The organism is Streptomyces sp. NPDC052910 (genome assembly GCF_055585605.1).
Genome location: NZ_JBVJJR010000003.1, coordinates 564914 through 581121, shown reverse-complemented (window position 1 = coordinate 581121; position 16208 = coordinate 564914). Strand labels below are relative to the sequence as shown.

General features: G+C 73.6%; 15 protein-coding genes. 6 read left to right on the top strand and 9 right to left on the bottom strand.

What is annotated here, in order from left to right:
• Position 1 precedes the first annotated feature (1 nt).
• Positions 2-1540 (top strand): M1 family metallopeptidase, encoded by a 1539-nt coding sequence (locus ACZ6X9_RS13590; protein WP_469778156.1) that lies wholly within the window; start codon positions 2-4, stop codon positions 1538-1540.
• Between the two features lie 75 nt (positions 1541-1615).
• Here ACZ6X9_RS13590 and ACZ6X9_RS13585 read toward each other — a convergent pair whose 3' ends face one another.
• From ACZ6X9_RS13585 to ACZ6X9_RS13565, 5 genes are all read right to left on the bottom strand, one after another.
• Positions 1616-2536: a DUF5336 domain-containing protein gene (locus ACZ6X9_RS13585; RefSeq protein ID WP_469778155.1), complete on the bottom strand. Its 921-nt coding sequence runs from the start codon at positions 2534-2536 to the stop codon at positions 1616-1618.
• Positions 2537-2779: 243 nt separating this feature from the next.
• Complete coding sequence (locus ACZ6X9_RS13580) at positions 2780-3793, bottom strand: N-acetylmuramoyl-L-alanine amidase (protein WP_469778154.1); 1014 nt, start codon at positions 3791-3793, stop codon at positions 2780-2782.
• A gap of 23 nt (positions 3794-3816) precedes the next feature.
• Positions 3817-4413, bottom strand: coding sequence for a class I SAM-dependent methyltransferase (locus ACZ6X9_RS13575; protein ID WP_469778153.1), 597 nt, complete (start codon positions 4411-4413; stop codon positions 3817-3819).
• Positions 4414-4699: 286 nt separating this feature from the next.
• Positions 4700-5305 (bottom strand): response regulator transcription factor, encoded by a 606-nt coding sequence (locus ACZ6X9_RS13570; protein WP_223767104.1) that lies wholly within the window; start codon positions 5303-5305, stop codon positions 4700-4702.
• Complete coding sequence (locus tag ACZ6X9_RS13565; protein WP_469778152.1) at positions 5302-6540, bottom strand: sensor histidine kinase; 1239 nt, start codon at positions 6538-6540, stop codon at positions 5302-5304. The genes ACZ6X9_RS13570 and ACZ6X9_RS13565 overlap by 4 nt, the downstream gene beginning before the upstream one ends.
• 548 nt (positions 6541-7088) lie before the next feature.
• Here ACZ6X9_RS13565 and ACZ6X9_RS13560 point away from each other — a divergent pair.
• Positions 7089-7955 (top strand): MaoC/PaaZ C-terminal domain-containing protein, encoded by an 867-nt coding sequence (locus ACZ6X9_RS13560; RefSeq protein WP_469778151.1) that lies wholly within the window; start codon positions 7089-7091, stop codon positions 7953-7955.
• Positions 7956-8078: 123 nt separating this feature from the next.
• Here the strand turns inward: ACZ6X9_RS13560 and ACZ6X9_RS13555 are convergent, their stop codons facing one another.
• Entirely contained in the window at positions 8079-8237 is a 159-nt protein-coding gene (locus tag ACZ6X9_RS13555; RefSeq protein WP_436782370.1) for a hypothetical protein, read from the bottom strand.
• Positions 8238-9218: 981 nt separating this feature from the next.
• Positions 9219-10361, bottom strand: a complete 1143-nt coding sequence (locus tag ACZ6X9_RS13550) for a hypothetical protein (protein WP_469778150.1) — start codon at positions 10359-10361, stop codon at positions 9219-9221.
• Positions 10362-10662: 301 nt separating this feature from the next.
• On the opposite strand from ACZ6X9_RS13550, the gene ACZ6X9_RS13545 reads away from it, so the two are divergent.
• The 4 genes from ACZ6X9_RS13545 to ACZ6X9_RS13530 all read left to right on the top strand — a co-directional run bounded on the left by ACZ6X9_RS13545 (position 10663) and on the right by ACZ6X9_RS13530 (position 14756).
• Positions 10663-11694 (top strand): ABC transporter substrate-binding protein, encoded by a 1032-nt coding sequence (locus ACZ6X9_RS13545; protein ID WP_469778149.1) that lies wholly within the window; start codon positions 10663-10665, stop codon positions 11692-11694.
• A 201-nt stretch (positions 11695-11895) separates the two neighbouring features.
• On the top strand, positions 11896-12750 hold the full coding sequence (locus ACZ6X9_RS13540; RefSeq protein ID WP_469778148.1) for a Nif3-like dinuclear metal center hexameric protein: 855 nt from the start codon (positions 11896-11898) through the stop codon (positions 12748-12750).
• Positions 12751-12763: 13 nt separating this feature from the next.
• A complete protein-coding gene (locus ACZ6X9_RS13535; RefSeq protein ID WP_469778646.1) occupies positions 12764-13507 on the top strand; it encodes a zinc ribbon domain-containing protein in 744 nt (247 codons plus the stop codon).
• A 7-nt stretch (positions 13508-13514) separates the two neighbouring features.
• Positions 13515-14756 (top strand): bifunctional RNase H/acid phosphatase, encoded by a 1242-nt coding sequence (locus tag ACZ6X9_RS13530; RefSeq protein WP_469778147.1) that lies wholly within the window; start codon positions 13515-13517, stop codon positions 14754-14756.
• Between the two features lie 187 nt (positions 14757-14943).
• Here the strand turns inward: ACZ6X9_RS13530 and ACZ6X9_RS13525 are convergent, their stop codons facing one another.
• Complete coding sequence (locus ACZ6X9_RS13525) at positions 14944-15399, bottom strand: hypothetical protein (protein ID WP_469778146.1); 456 nt, start codon at positions 15397-15399, stop codon at positions 14944-14946.
• Between the two features lie 172 nt (positions 15400-15571).
• On the bottom strand, positions 15572-15979 hold the full coding sequence (locus ACZ6X9_RS13520; protein ID WP_469778145.1) for a hypothetical protein: 408 nt from the start codon (positions 15977-15979) through the stop codon (positions 15572-15574).
• Positions 15980-16208: the final 229 nt, after the last annotated feature.

The window sequence follows — 16208 nt, the reverse complement described above, 5'->3', positions numbered from 1 at the left end:
CATGAACCGGACGACGGAAGCCTCCCGCCCCGCCCGCCGCTCGGCCCGCCGCCGGGCCCTGCCCGCCGCCCTCGCCCTCGCGTTCGTCGCGGCCTGTGGCGGGGGAGGCGGAGGGGGCGGTGGGGACGACGGCCCGGAGGAGGGCGGTACGGGCGTCGGCGATCCGGTCTTCCCCACCCTCGGCAACCGCGGTTACCAGGTGGAACATTACGGTCTCACCCTCGACTACGAGCCCGAGGGCAACGACCTCGACGCGACCGCCGTCATCACCGCGCGGTCGACCAAGAGCCTGAGCGCCTTCACCCTCGACCTGAAGGGGCTCAAGGTGACGTCCGCCAAGGTCGACGGAGAGCCCGCGAAAACCTCCCGCTCGGGGACCAAGCTGAAGGTGAGGCCAGCCCAACCAGTGCGCAAGGGACGGGAGTTCCGGACGGAGATCGCTTACGAGGGCAAACCGCAGACGATCAGGGACCGGGACGGCGCCAAGGAGGGCTGGATCGAGACGGACCACGGGGCGGTCGGGCTGGGCGAGCCGGAGGGCTCGATGGCCTGGTTCCCGGGCAACCACCACCCGTTCGACAAGGCCGCCTACGACTTCACCGTCACCGTCCCCAAGGGTTTCACGGCCGTCGCCAACGGCGAGCCGAAGGGGACGGAGGAGAAGGAGGACGAGGACGGGGACGCCTGGACCACCTTCCGCTGGCACAGCGGCGAGCCGATGGCGAGTTACGTGGCGAGCGTCGCGATCGGCGAGTTCACGGTCCTGGAGACGGAGGCGACCGCGGGGGAGACGGCCACCGGGGACACGGGCACCGGGAGCACGGACGCCAGGGGCACGGACGCGGTGCGGAAGGTGCCGGTCTATATCGCCTACGCGAAGGGCGAGGACGCCGCCGGGCGGCACATGAAGGAGATGGTGCCCAAGGTGCTGGCGTGGGAGGAGAAGATGTTCGGCCCCTACCCCTTCACCTCGTCGGGCGCGGTCATCGACCGGAACCCGTACGTCCACTACGCGCTGGAGACCCAGACGAAGCCCTACTACCAGGTACCGCCGTCCGACGAGATCATCGCGCACGAGCTGGCCCACCAGTGGTTCGGCAACTCCGTGACCCCGCGCACCTGGCGTGACATGTGGCTCAACGAGGGCTTCGCCGAGTACACGGAATGGATGTGGGAGGCGCGGCAGGAGAAGAAGCGGACGGAACGGCAGATCTTCGACGAGTTCTACGACGGCAGGACCGAGCGGTCCCGCGGCGAGGAGAGCGACGACATCTGGGCCTTCCCGCCCGCCGCTCCTACCGCCGAGACGGTATCCGGCCGGCCGGTCTACGTGCGGGGCGCGATGGTGCTGCACAAACTGCGGGAGACCGTCGGCGACGACACCTTCTTCGACATCCTCCGGACCTGGACGCGCGACCACCGCCACAGCACCGCCGCGACCGACGACTTCATCCGGCTCTGCGAGAAGAAGGCGGGCAAGGACCTGGGCGGCCTCTTCGACACGTGGCTCTTCAAGGCCGGCAAGCCCGGCCACCGCTGAGGGCCGCCCATCCGGGAACGGCGAAGGCCCGCCGGGAAGTCCGGCGGGCCTTCGGTCAGGCTGGGCGCGGGCGCGTCAGCCGCGCTGGATGCCCGAGGTGTCCTGGAGGACGCCGCGGCGGCCGTCCTGGGTCTGCGCGACGAGCGCGGCACCGCGCTGGTCCACCGCCAGGTACCAGGTACCGGGGGTCAGCTCGGCCATCGGCGTCTGCCCGCCGTCCTCCGGGAACAGCGGACGGTTCACCGGCACCGCGAACCAGAACGGCGCGAAGTCCGTGGCACCCGCCGCCGGAGCCTGCCCACCGGCCGCGGGAGCCCCGCCCGTACCACCGGCCGGCTGCCCGGCCGCCGGCTGCGGACCGGTCTGGTCGGCCGGCTGCGGCGCGCCGTGCTGCGGCGCACCGTACGGCTGCCCGCCGAAGGAGCCACCGGCCGGACCGCCCGGACCCGGGTAGCCGTAGCCGGGGTGCGAGCCCGTCCCGTAGGGGGACTGCACCTGGGGGGAGGGGGCACCGAGGAGGGGGGCCTTGAGGGCGGGGACGCGCGGGGTGAAGAGGGCGGCGCCGGCCATCGCCAGGTTGGCGATCAGGGCCAGGATGAGGCCGATGCCCGGGTCGTTGCGGTCACCGCCGGCGCCGAGCGCCCAGAGGGAGGCCCACAGGGCGGACACGGCGAGCACCGCGCCCCACTGGTCGAAGCCGATGCCGAGGAGCTTGCGGTCCTGCGGCAGGAGACGCGCGGTGACGATCAGGGCGGCACCGATGATGCCGGCGAGGAAGATCGACGGCAGGTCGGGGAAGAGGGCCGACTCCCAGGCGTTCGGGTTGTCGACGTTTTCTTCACAGAACTTGCGCGCGAGACCGGCGCCGAGCTGGGAGGAAGCCCCCGACGGGACCTCGCACTTGTCAGAGAAGAGGTCGAGGAACGACGCGATGAACAGCAACACCGCTGCTCCGATCACCACGCCGTCGCCTCTAGTGAGGGAGCGGAAGTTCACCTGAAATCCTTTGTCAGTGCCTTCAGAGTCGGTCGGTCTCGTCGCTGTCGCCGGACGCGAGACGGAGGGCGCGGACGAACGCGGCCCCCCATCGTACGGGGGAACCTATCGTCCCGATGCCCGGGGCGTCTCTTCGTTTCGCCCTCGTGACACGCCCGTGGCCTGCCGTTATACGGCCCGCCTAAAGCCGGCGAGGCGCCACCCCGGGATCGTCGGCGGAACGGTCGCGTCCGGGGCGCGGGGTCAGGACCGGCTCAGCACGAAGTCCCCGATCCCGTCCGCGATCCCCTGGGCCGCCTTCTGCCGCCACCCGTCGTCCGTGAGCTGGGCGGCGTCCTGCGGATCGCGCATGTTGCCGCACTCGATGAACACCTTCGGCACGGTGGAGAGGTTGAGACCGCCGAGGTCGCTCCGTACGTCCAGGCCGGTGTTGTGGCCGACGTAGTTGGACGGCATGCTGCGGGTGGCCCGGACGAACCGGCCGAGGACGCGCTCCCCGAGTTCCCGCGACGGCTCGACGATCGGAGCGGTGTCCGCCCGGCCGCCCTTGACCTTGGCGGGCAGGATCACGTGGACGCCGCGCTGCCCGGGTGCCGCGCCGTCCGCGTGCACGGACAGCGCGGCGTCGGCATGCGCCTTGTTGCCGATCGCGGCCCGTTCGTCCACGCAGGGGCCGAACGGGCGGTCGTCGTCGTGGGTGAGGGTGACCCGGGCGCCCTGCGCCTGGAGGATCGACCGGATGCGGTGGGCGACGTCCAGGCTGAACGAGGCCTCCGCGTAACCCGAGTTGGTGGACGTACCGGTGGTGTCGCACTCCTTGCGCCCGGTGCCGATGTCGACGGACCGGTCGATCTCGGCGGTGTGCTGCTGGTTGCGGATGTTGTGCCCCGGGTCGATGACCACGACCTTCCCGCGGAGCGGGCCGTCGCTCACGGGCGCGTCGCCGGCGGGCGGGACGGAAGGTTTCGCCCGATCCGGTTCCGGTTCCGAGGAGGAGGACGGGGACGACGGTGCGCTCTTCGCCGTCGGCGGCTGTGACGGCCGGTCCGGGGCGGGGGAGCGGCCGGCCGCCGCGGACGGGGAACCACCGGCCGGCGCGGACGCCTTGGCGTCGGCCGGCCCGTCGTCGTCGCACCCCGCGACCGCCGCCGCCAGCAGCAGCGCGGTCAGGGCCGCGACGGCCGGGCGGGCGCGGCGGGCGGCGCCGCGGGGGCGGCCGTCGTGGCTCGGGTGACGAGGAGAGCTGGCGTAGGACACTCGGGCGATGCTAGCGCCGCCCGTCAGGTCGCGGGGCCCGTCCGGCGCAGAACCCGCATCGACCCCGTCACGGACACCTCCGTGAACCCACCCGATTCCAGGGCCCGCAGATAGACGCGGTACGGAGCCTGGCCGCCGTCCGCCGGGTCCGGGAAGACGTCGTGGACGACGAGCAGCCCGCCCTGCGCGAGGTGCGGCGCCCACCCCTCGTAGTCCGCCGTCGCGTGCTCGTCCGTGTGGCCCCCGTCGATGAACACCAGCCCCAGCGGCGTCCCCCACAACGCGGCCACCTGCGGGGAGCGGCCCACGATCGCCACCACGTGATCCTCCAGGCCCGCCCGGTACAGCGTCCGGCGGAACGTGGGGAGCGTGTCCATGCGGCCGACGCCCGGGGCGTCGTCCACCAGGGACGTGTCGTGGTACTCCCAGCCGGGCTGCTGCTCCTCGCTGCCGCGGTGGTGGTCCACCGTCACGACCGTCGTGCCGGCCTCGCGGGCGGCGTCGGCGAGGAGGAGGGTGGAGCGACCGCAGTAGGTGCCGACTTCGAGGAGCGGGTGGCCGAGTTCGGAGGCGGCGGTCACCGCCGCCTGGTGGAGGGCGAGTCCCTCATCCAGGGGCATGAAGCCCTTTGCTTCTTCGAAGGCGGTCAAGGTGGCGGGTTTGGGGGGCACGGTCGTCCTTCGGTGGTCGGTAAGTGGGTGGTGGGGCGCCTGCGGCGGGCTGTGCCCCGGTCCCTCCCCCAGAGGGGGCACCCCCACTTCGCCGATTCCCGGGGGCGGGCCCCAGACCCCCGAAGCGCGCTGCGCGCGCTGTCCTCAAACGCCGGACGGGCCGAGGTCCGCCCGTCCGGGGGTGCGGGGGCTCGCCCCCGCGGGAAACGGTGAAAGGGCGGGACCGGGGCGCACCCTACAACCACCCGTTCTGCCGGGCAGCCCGCACCGCCTCCATCCGGTTCCGCGTCTGGGTCTTGCCGATGGCGGCGGAGAGGTAGTTCCGTACGGTCGCGGGCGACAGATGCACCTTCGCCGCGATGTCCGCGACCGTCGCCCCGTCCACCGCCGCCGAGAGCACGTCCCGCTCCCGCTGCGTCAGCGGGTTCGGCCCGGCGCTCAACGCCGCCGCGGCCAGCGCCGGATCGATGACGCGTTCGCCGGCGAGCGCGCGCCGGATGGCGGCGGCGAGGTCCTCGACGGGACCGTCCTTGACGAGGAAGCCGGACGCGCCGGCCTCCATGGCGCGGCGGAGGTAACCGGGGCGCCCGAAGGTGGTGAGTATCAGCACCCGGCACTCGGGCAGCCGCTGCCGGAGGTCGGCGGCGGCGTCGAGGCCGCTGCGGCCCGGCAGTTCGATGTCGAGGAGGGCGATGTCGGGGCGCGCCTCGAGAGCGGTGGGCACGATCTCGTCGCCGTTGCCGACCTGGGCGACGACCTCGATGTCGTCCTCCAGCCCGAGCAGCAGCGCGAGAGCGCCCCGCATCATGCCCTGGTCCTCGGCCAGCAGTGTCCTGATCACGCCGCTCGCTCCTTCTCACCGCGCCGGTCGCCGGTCGGGTCGCCGGTCTGATCGCTGTTCGTGTCGGGGTCGCCGGGTCTGGCGTACGGCTCGTCGTCCACCGGCAGTTCGGCCACGAGCCGGAAGCCGCGCCGCCCGTCGGGGCCCGTGCGCAGGGAGCCTCCGGCGGCGGCCAGCCGCTCGGTGAGGCCCTTGAGCCCGTTGCCCCCCACGTTCGAGGACGCGCCCACCGCCTCCGCCGAGCCTACGCCCGCGCCGTTGTCGATGATCTCCAGGTGCACCCGGTCGGGTTTGCCGCGCACCTCGATCTCACAGCGCGACGCGCCGCTGTGCCGGACGACGTTGGTGACGCCCTCGCGCACCACCCAGCCCAGCAGCACCCCCGTCTGCGGCGGGAGCGGCGGGCCGGACTGCCGGATCTCGGCCGTGATGCCGGACGCGTCGAGCAGGGAACGGGCGTTGTCCAGCTCGGTGGTGAGACTGCCCTCGCGGTAACCGGTGACCGCCTCGCGGATCTCGGTGAGCGCCTGGCGGCCGACCGCCTCGATGTCGGCGGCCTGCCCGAGGGCGGCGTCCAGGTTCCGGGGGCCGAGCCGGCGGACCGCCTCCGCCTTGACGACGATCACGGACATGGTGTGCCCGAGCAGGTCGTGCAGGTCGCGCGAGAACCGCAGCCGCTCGCGTTCGACGGCGGCGTGGGCCAGTTCCTCGCGGGTGTCGCGCAGGACGGTGATGGCTTCGAAGAGGTTGAGGACGGCCGCCGCGACCAGGCCGCCCAGGGCCGTTCCCCAACTGACGGCGAGGACGCTGCCCACGCTGTCGTCGTCGGGCCGGACGAACCACGACAGCCCGCAGGTGATGCCGAGCGCCCCCAGGGCGGCCCCCATCACCCGGTGCCGGTCGCGGAGCACCATGCCGGTGGCGACGGACAGCAGCGGGAAGCACATCTGCCAGTTGCTCCGGTAGCCGATGTTGAGGGCGAACGCGAGCACGGCCAGTCCGAGCAGGGCCAGCAGGGGGACGCGGGTGTGGCGCCGGTGTTCGTCGAGGGAGGTGAAGACGACGGTCACGTACAGGGCGACGAAGGCCAGTTCGCCCAGGCCGCCGAGCCAGGGCAGCGGCATGTGGCCGAGGAACATGTCCACCGTGTCGCCGCTGAGCGAGAAGAGCCACGGCAGGAAGGCCCTCCTGCCCGGGGCCCTCATCCGTTCGATCTCCTCGGGCATGCGCTTCATACGCCGCATCCTAAGCAGCGCCGCTGTGACCTGGGCAGATGCCGGATGTGTGGGGAAGGCCGTGACATTTGTCCCGGGCCGGGGCGGGTGCGCGGCGGACGCGGTGGCGTCGGGGACCTTCCCTCGGCCGTGGCGGAGCGGTTATAAGGGTTCGGTTGGTGGAACACGTTCCTGTTCCGGGGGCTGCGGCGTCTTCGGAGGCTCCGGTGTCTTGGGAGGCTCTGGTGTCTCGGGGGTCTTCGAGGTCTTCGGGGTCTGCGGCGGCTCTGGTGCCTCCGGGGGCTCCGGGGGCTCCGGGGGCTCCGGGGTCTTCAAGGTCTCCGGGGTCTTCGGCGTCGGCCGCGTCTCCGGTGACGTTCCCGTTGCGCCGCCGCTTTCGCTTTCCTGCGACCGGTGCCGAGTCCGTCAGTGCGCGACCGATGTTCCGCCTCCTGATGTCCCGCCTTCCGATGCTCCTCCCGAAGCCCCGCCCGTGCTGCCCCGTCCCCGATGTCCCGTCCCCGATGTCCCGTTCCTGATGTCCCGTCCCGGCGAAGGAGTCCCTCTCCATGCCCATCGACGCAGCCAAGGCCACGGCCGCCGAACCGCGGACCGTCTCCCTCTCCTGGGATCACAAGGACGTCCTCCTCTACCACCTCGGCATCGGCGCGGGCGTCCCCGCCACCGACCCCGCCGAGCTCCGCTACACCCTGGAGAGCGGGCTGCACGTCCTGCCCTCCTTCGCCACCGTCGCCGGCGGCGGCATGGCCCTCGCGGCCGGGCTCTCCACCCCCGGCATCGACGTCGACCTCGCCCGCGTCCTGCACGGCGGGCACGGCATCACCCTGCACCGGCCGCTGCCCGTCCGCGCCGACGGTGTCACCCAGATCTCACGCGTCGCCGCCGTGTACGACAAGGGCAAGGCGGCCGTCGTCGTCCTGCGCACCGACGTCGACGACGTGGACGGGCCGCTGTGGAGCGGCGAGGCGCGGATCTTCGTCCGCGGGGAGGGCGGCTTCGGCGGCGAGCGCGGCGAGTCGGCGCGGCTCGGGCTCCCGGACCGGGCGCCCGACCTGACCGTGGAGCGGGCCGTCCGCGAGGACCAGGCGCTGCTCTACCGGCTGTCGGGGGACTGGAACCCGCTGCACGCCGACCCGGAGTTCGCCGCCCGCGCCGGCTTCCACCGGCCGATCCTGCACGGGCTCTGCACCTACGGGATGACCCTCAAGGCGGTCGTGGACACGGTGCTGGAGGGGCGGGTCGACCGGGTCCGCTCGTACGGCACCCGTTTCGCGGGAGTCGTCTATCCGGGCGAGACGTTGCGGGTGCGGATGTGGCGCGAGACGCCGGGGCCCGGGCGGGTGCGGGTGTCCGTGACGGTCGTGGAACGGGACGACGCGGAGGTGCTGGCCGACACCGTCGTCGAGCACGTCTGAGGAGTCCGTGGACGGCGTCGGGGCGGGGCCGCGGTCCGGGGCCGGAGACAGCCGGCCCCGGCGGGGAGCGGACCGGTGGGCCCGCCCCCGCGCCGGGGCCGTGCTGCTCTCGGGACCCGCCCGTCAGGCGGCGTCGGCGGTGCGCCGGTGCTTGCCGCGGGCGGGGCCGCCGGCGTCGTCGGACGACGCGGGGCCGCGGTGCCTGCCGGAGCCGGCGGCTGCGGCCTGGGCGGACGCCTCCAGGGGGCGCGCCTCGGTCGTGTCGGTTCGGACTTCGGACATGTCGGGAGTCACTCCGTGGGATGTGGGTGCGTGCTCTGCGCGTCGGGGGCCGCGGCGTCGGCCGACGCCCGTGGACGCCGTCCTCGGGTGGCACCCGTAGGCGCCTCCCCTGTGAGGGGCACCCGTAGGTGTCGTCCCGGGGTACGGTCAACGTACGGTCAACGCCCGTACCGCGCGCGGTCGTTCGGCGCACCGCGGTGCTCCGCCGGTACCACGTGCGCAACCCCCGGCCCCGAAGTCTAACGGGACCTTGATCGCGTGAGCCACCCCCCGGGCGGCCGGCGGGCGCCCGGTATGGGCGGATCGCCCGGCGCCTGCCGGAGGCCGGTGCCCGGCACCCGTTCACTGCCGGCACCCGGCGGGGAGTGTGCCCCGGTCCCGCCCTTCCTCCGTTTCCGCGGGAGGACCCGCACCCGCGCGGAAGCGCACTCCGCGGAGAGCGGGCGCACGCGCCTCGGGGCGCGGGGGCGTTCCCTTTGGGGGCGAGGCCGGGGGAACTCTCAAGCGGCCTGGCGCATGGGACCGGCAGGGGCCCGGCTGGGGTCTGGCTGGGTGGGGCTTGGTAGGCGCCCGCCCGGCCGGAGTCCGGCAAGTGCCCGGCCGACGACCGGCCACCGGGTCACCTTCCCTCGCGCCGGGACGTCGCCCCCCGCCGGGCCGCCGCCTCCGCCGGGTCACTGCCCCCGCCGGGTCACCGCCCCTCCCGTGCCGCGCCCGCCCCCCGCGCCCGGTCGTCGCGCTGCCCCTGTCACACCCGGACGTGCGGCTGCGGCGCCTACTGGAGTGACGCCTGCCGGAGCGGCCTCTGCCGGAGTGACACCCGCCGGAGCGGCTCCACCGGAACAGTGCCTACTGGTGCGGCCCTCCCGGTGCGGCCCTCCCGGTGCGGCCCCTCCCGGTGCGGCCCCTCCCGGAGCGGCCCCCCCTGGAGCGGCCCCCCTGGAGCGGTTCCTACCGGAGGGGCACCTACCGGAGGGGCTCCTACCGGAGCGGCGCCTGCTGAAGCGGCACCGGCCGAGGCGTCGGGGACCCCCCGTTCCCCGTCATCTCCCCCAGGGGGTCACTCCTTTCCCCCAGGGGGCCGGCCCCTTCCCCTTCGGGGTCCGGCAGGCGCAGCCGGGCCAGTCCGCAGGGGACGTGGGGCGTCACGTAGGGGAGCCGCAGCTCCCCGCCGGCCGTCCACAGGCCGGCTCCGGCCACCCAGCCCAGCGGGCCGGGGAACTGCCGCAACTGCCGTTCCGCCGGCCGCCAGATGCCCACGGAGGTGCCCGACTCGCGGTCGACGCGGAACGCCACCGAGCACACCTCGGGGGTCAGCGTCTGCCCCGGCTGGACGGCGAACGGCGTCACCGCCGCACCGGGCTGCCGCAGGCACTCGGGGAAGCGCACCGGCCGGGCCGAGCCGAGCACTCCCCAGCCGAGCCGCTCCTCCCCGGGCGCGTCCGACCGGACGAGCAGCAGGCCGCTGTCGGGGTCGGCGAGCACCAGCCGGTCGTTGCTCGTGTCGGCGATCTGCAACAGCGGGGTGGTCTCCCCGCCGCGCCCGAGGTCGACGACGACGGCCTTGGTGAGCCCGTCCAGCTCGCGGTCGAGGGCGAGCAGCCGGCCCGGCCGGTCGAGCCAGGCGCCGCCGGAGCAGCGTCCCGGCACCCGGGCGAGCAGCTCCGGCCCGGTGGGCGAGCCGTACACGCGCCACAGCGTGGTGGTCCGCTCGCCGTGCACCAGCGCGTACGCGGAGAGGCCGTCCGGCGCGGGCGGCAGCAGCGACAGGTACGGGCACTCGATGGTGCCGAGCGGCAGCTCCCCGGTACCGGGGCCGGTGGGGTAGAGCAGCGACAGGGCGTACCGCTCGGCCACCCGGCGCCGGATGAGCACCCGGCCGTCGGTGAGCGGCAGCACCTCGCTGTCCGGCTCCTCGGGCTGGCTGCCGGGCAGCGGGACCGCGTACGGCTCCGGGCCGTCGAGGGTCCAGCGCTCCGGGAACCAGCCGCCCGTGGCCCGGCTCAGCGCGAGCCACGCGGCGTACGAACCGTCGGCCGCGATGGTGAACGCCGGACGTCGGGAGTCCATCGGCGCACGCCGGGGAGTGGTCTCCGGAGTGCTCTGGGGGGCACAGACCGTCATGAGAAACGTCACCTCCGGCACAGAACGTAGTTTTCGCGCCGGGTGCCCCACCCTGCGAGTGAGGCGGCTTCACGCGTAAGGGTGGAGGTTGTCCGATTCGCCGGAGGAACGTGGGGTGGGTGTGCTTGCGGTGGTCCGTCCCTCTTGATGGCGGGGCGTCCTGACCCTCTAAAGTAAGGGTGGCCTAACCCCTTGAAAGTCCCCAGGGACCCGTAGGAAACCCGTAAAAAACCCGCAGGAACCCCCAGGAACCCGCAGGCCGGACCCCTCCGGCGCCCCCTCAGCCCTCAGGAGTGCCCTCATGTCCCTCCGCCGCCGCGGTACCGCCGCCGCAGCCCTCGCCCTCGTCGCCGCGCTCTCCCTCGCGGCCTGCGGATCCGACGGCGACGGCGACAAGGGGAAGGACGGCGGCGCCGGGTCGAAGGACGTGGCCCAGGGCGGCAAGGACTTCGGCAAGGCCGCCGACCTCACCAGGAAGATGGGCACCGACGCCGCCGCCGGGCAGTTCCCCCGCACCGTCACCCACGCCCTGGGGAAGACCGAGATCAAGTCCAGGCCCAAGCGGGTCGTCGTCCTCGACGTCGGCGAGCTCGACAACGTCGTATCGCTCGGCATCAAGCCCGTCGGCTACGCCCCGGCCGAGGGCGGCGACGGCATACCGGCCTACCTGCGCAAGGACGCGGGCGACCCCAAGAGCGTCGGGACCATCAACGGCCTCAACCTGGAGGCGATCAACAACCTCCACCCCGACCTGATCCTCGGCAGCAAGCTCCGCGCCGAGAAGCACTACAAGGACCTGTCGAAGATCGCGCCGACCGTCTTCTCCGTCCGCCCCGGCTTCACCTGGAAGGAGAACTACCTCCTCAACGCCGCCGCCCTCGACGAGGCCGCGAAGGCGAAGGCCAACCTCGCCGCGTACGAGGCGAAGGCGAGGAAGCTCGGCGAGGACGTCGGCGAGAAGAAGCCGACCATCAGCATGGTCCGCTACATGCCGCAGTTCACCCGGCTGTACGCGCAGAAGTCGTTCATCGGCACCGTCCTCAAGGACGCCGGCCTGCCGCGGCCGAAGAACCAGCAGGCCGACGAGCTCGCCGTGCAGATCGGCCCGGAGAAGATCGACCAGGCCGACGCCGACTGGATCTTCACCGGTGTCTACGGCGACCCCTCCCGCACCAAGCGCGACGTCGCCCGCGACAACCCGCTGTGGAAGAACCTGAAGGCGGTCAAGGAGGGGCGGGCGCAGGACGTCAAGGACGAGACGTGGTACCTGGGGCTGGGGGTCACGGCGGCGAACAGCGTGCTGGACGATCTCCGGGGCTTCCTCGTGAAGTAGGGGTATTCAGCCCGTCCGGCGTTTGAGGACAGCGCGCGGAGCGCGCTTCGGGGGGTGCGGGGGGCCGGCCCCCCGCAAGAAACGGAGAATGGGGGTGCCCCCTCTGGGGGAGGGGCAGGGGCACCCCCCGCCGAAGGCGGCCCGAAGGCGGCCCGCCGGGAGGCAAGCCTCCCGCCCCCGTAAGCCAGGTAGCCTTTCCCCGTGCCCGTACTGTCTGAAGTCATCGCCGCCCTCGACGCCCTCTGGCCCCCGGAGCGGGCCGAGCAGTGGGACGCCGTCGGTACGGTCTGCGGCGACCCCGACGCCCACGTCGGCCGGGTCCTCTTCGCCGTGGACCCCGTCCAGGACGTCGTCGACGAGGCCGTGAAGCTCGGCGCCGACCTGGTCGTCACCCACCACCCCCTCTACCTGCGCGGGACGACCACGGTCTCGGCCGGCACCTTCAAGGGCCGCGCCGTGCACACCCTGATCAAGAACGACATCGCGCTGCACGTCGCCCACACCAACGCCGACCGCGCCGACCCGGGTGTCTCGGACGCCCTCGCCGGCGCCCTCGACCTGCGGGTCATCGGCCCCCTGGTGCCGGACCCCACCGACCCCACCGGCCGCCGCGGCCTCGGCCGCATCTGCGAGCCCGTCACGCCGCTGACCCTCGCCGAGTTCGGCGAGCGCTGCGCCGCGAGGCTGCCCGCCACCGCGCAGGGCATCCGCGTCGCCGGCGACCCGCGCCGGGTGCTCCGTACGGTCGCCGTCTGCGGCGGCTCCGGCGACTCCCTCTTCGACGAGGTGCGGGCCGCCGGCGTCGACGCGTACGTCACCGCCGACCTGCGGCACCACCCCGTCTCCGAGGCGCGGCAGCACACCCCGCTCGCCCTGGTCGACGCCGCGCACTGGGCCACCGAGTGGCCCTGGACCGAGCAGGCCGCCGCCCAGCTCGACGAGATCTCCGACCGGCACGGCTGGGGTCTGCGCACCCACGTCTCCCGGCTGGTCACCGACCCCTGGACCGCCCACGCGGCGTCCCCCGCCCCGACCGATCACCCCGATCACCAGTAAGAGGAGCCCCCAACTGAACGCCGCGCCCGCCGACCAGATCCGCCTTCTGGATCTCCAGGCCCTCGACACCCGCCTGGGTCAGCTCGCCCACAAGCGCCGGACCCTGCCCGAGCACGCCGAGATCCAGGCCCTCGAAGGGGACCTCACCCAGCACCGCGACCTCCTCGTCGCCGCGCAGACCGAGGAGAGCGACACCGCCCGCGAGCAGGCCAAGGCCGAGCAGGACGTCGACCAGGTCCGCAAGCGCGCCGCCCGCGACCAGCAGCGGCTCGACTCCGGTGCCGGGATGACCCCCAAGGACCTGGAGAACCTCCAGCACGAGGTCGCCTCCCTTGCCAAGCGCCAGGGCGACCTGGAGGACGTCGTCCTGGAGATCATGGAGCGCCGCGAGGCCGCGCAGGAGCGCGTTACCGAGCTCACCGCCCGCGTCGAGGCCGTCCAGGGCAAGGTCGACGCGGCCGTCGCGCGTCGCGACGAGGCCCTGGCCGAGATCGACGCCGAGGTCGCCACCGTCACCAAGGAGCGCGGCATCGTCGCCAACTCCGTCCCGGCCGACCTGCTCAAGCTCTACGACAAGCTGCGCGAGAAGGAGGGCGGCGTCGGCGCGGCCCGCCTCTACCAGCGCCGCTGCGAGGGCTGCCGCCTGGAGCTCAACATCACCGAGGTCAACGAGGTGCGCGCGGCCGCCGCGGACGAGGTCGTCCGCTGCGAGAACTGCCGCCGGATCCTGATCCGCACCCCCGAGTCGGGGCTGTAGGCAGCGCATGGCCCACCGCTTCGTCGTCGAGGCCGACGGCGGTTCCCGGGGCAACCCGGGTCCCGCCGGGTACGGCGCGGTCGTGCTGGACGCGGCGACCGGCGAGGTCGTCGCCGAGGCCGCCGAGTACATCGGCACCGCCACCAACAACGTGGCCGAGTACAAGGGGCTCATCGCCGGCCTGGAGGCCGCGCGGGCGCTCGACCCGGACGCGGAGATCACCGTCCGGATGGACTCCAAGCTCGTCGTGGAGCAGATGTCCGGCCGCTGGAAGATCAAGCACCCGGACATGCGGCCGCTGGCCGCCCGGGCCCGGCTGGTCTTCCCGCCGGACCGGGTCGGCTACGAGTGGATCCCGCGCGAGCGCAACAAGCACGCGGACCGGCTCGCCAACGAGGCCATGGACGCGGGGAAGAAGGGCCTGGCCTGGGAGCCTTCCGGGCGGCCCCGGCCCTCCGTCGGCGCGGCCGATGCCCGGGTCCCGGTGGAACCGGCGCCGGTCGGGGAGCCGACGGGCGGCCCGGTCCCCGTGGGGGCGCTCGCGGAACCGCTTGGGGAGTCGCTCGGTGAGCCACTCGGGGAGCCGAAGGCCGCGCCCCTCGGCTGGGCCGCGCCCGCCGACCTGGGCGCTCCGACGACGTTCGTCCTGCTCCGGCACGGCGAGACCGCGCTCACTCCGCAGAAGCGATTCTCCGGCAGCGGCGGCTCGGATCCCGAGCTGTCGCCGGCCGGTCGGCGACAGGCCGAGGCCGTCGCCGCCGCACTGGCCGCGCGCGGCACGATCCAGGCCGTCGTCAGCTCGCCCCTGCGGCGCTGCCGCGAGACGGCGGGCGCGGTGGCGGCCCGCCTCGGACTCGACGTCCGCGTCGAAGAGGGCCTGCGCGAGGCCGACTTCGGCGCCTGGGAGGGCCTGACCTTCGCTGAGGTCCGTGACCGCCACCCGGCCGACCTCGACGCCTGGCTCGCCTCCACCAAGGCCGCCCCCACCGGTGACGGCGAGAGCTTCGCCGCCGTCGCCCGGCGCGTCGCCCTCGCCCGCGACCGGCTCCTCGCCCGCTACGCGGGCCGGACGGTGCTGCTGGTGTCGCACGTGACCCCGATCAAGTCCCTGGTGCGGCTGGCGCTCGGGGCCCCGCCGGAGTCCCTGTTCAAGATGGAGCTGTCGGCGGCCTCGCTGTCGGCGGTGGCGTACTACGCGGACGGGAACACGTCGCTGCGACTGCTGAACGACACGTCGCACCTGAGGTGAGGTGAGGTGAGGCGAGGGCCGGCGGACCGGCGGACCGGCCCTCGCCTCCCGCCGGCCTTCCTCGTCACCGGCCCTTCCCCTTCATGGGTCCCCTGCTCCTGAAAGAGCCCTTCCTCCGCGGACCCTTTCCTCCTCGCGGCTCTCTTCCTCTTCCCGGGTCGTTTCCTTTTCCCGGGTCGTTTCCTTTTCACGAGTCGCCGGCCCCTATGAACCCGGTCCCCACGACCGTCCGCCCCAACAGCCCGCCCGCACGCCGCCGTTTGCGCTCCCGCTCCTCGATCTCGCGCGGCCCCTCGCCGGTGGCCGCCGTCCGGGGGCACTCGGGGCAGTACCACAGGTCCGGCGCCCCGGGCAGCGGCGGCTCCATGTCCACCGCGCAGTGCGGACACTGCACCGTCACCCCCTCCACATGCCCACAGGACCCGCACACCCACACCGGGCCCTCCCTGTCCTGCCGCCGCCACGCCGTCCCCCGGCACCGGGCGCAGCCCGTGGTGACGATCCCCGCCCGGTCCATGATCGGCGGCTCGGGCGTGGCGTCCGCGTAGGCGATCAGCCGCGCCCGCACCTCGTCGTCCGTCGTATTGGCCATCCTGAGCAGGTGTGCGACGCGCGAGCGTGCCTCGTCAGCGAATTCGTTCATGGCGTGGGGCAGGTTATCGCCGTTCGGCAGTGGTGATCACCGCTGACACGGCGGCGAGTTGACGCCTCGGACGGCCCGGTTCCCCGGCTGCCCGCCCTCCCCGGCGTCCCCGGCCTCGTGGACTCGACGGCCGGGCGCCGGATCCGGCGCCCGGCCGCGTGCGCGCGGCGCGCTACCAGCTACCGCCCCAGACGGCCCGCGTGCCCACCGGACAGGTCAGCCGGAAGTCCCACTGCCCGGAGAACACCTGCGGGAACAGGTGGCGGCCGTCCGTGCAGTCCACGTACACGTGGTACGAGGTGCCGTTGCACGTCATGAAGAAGTTGCGGCCGCCGTCGGTGCGCCCGTTCCAGCAGTTGGCCGACAGCTCCCGCTCGGTGGAACTGGAAGCCCGCTGCACCGCCGTGTTCGCCGAGACCGGCGCGACCCCGGCGGTGTCGGTCCTGCTCTGCCCGTCGGTGCTGACCGCCTGCGCCTCGGCGGTACCGGGCGCCGGCTCGGCGCTGGCCGGCGCCGCGAGTCCGGCGAACGCTGTGACGGCGACGGCCGCGGCCACCGCCGTGTTCCTCAGGAACGACACGTTTCCCTCCGGGTGTTGGAAGACGGGTGAGTACCGGGATGTCCCGGACCTTCAGCGCCATCATGGGCGATTCCCATCTCCCGTGGCAGTACGCCGCATCAGGGGGCGTGCGGGAAGAAACGTCGCCAACTGGGCTGAACCGTCCACCCGTTCACGATGCGCTCCCACGAAGGTGTGGCCCCAGCGAGTCGCCCGGCCGGGCGTGGTATGCCCCCTGGGGCGGCGGACT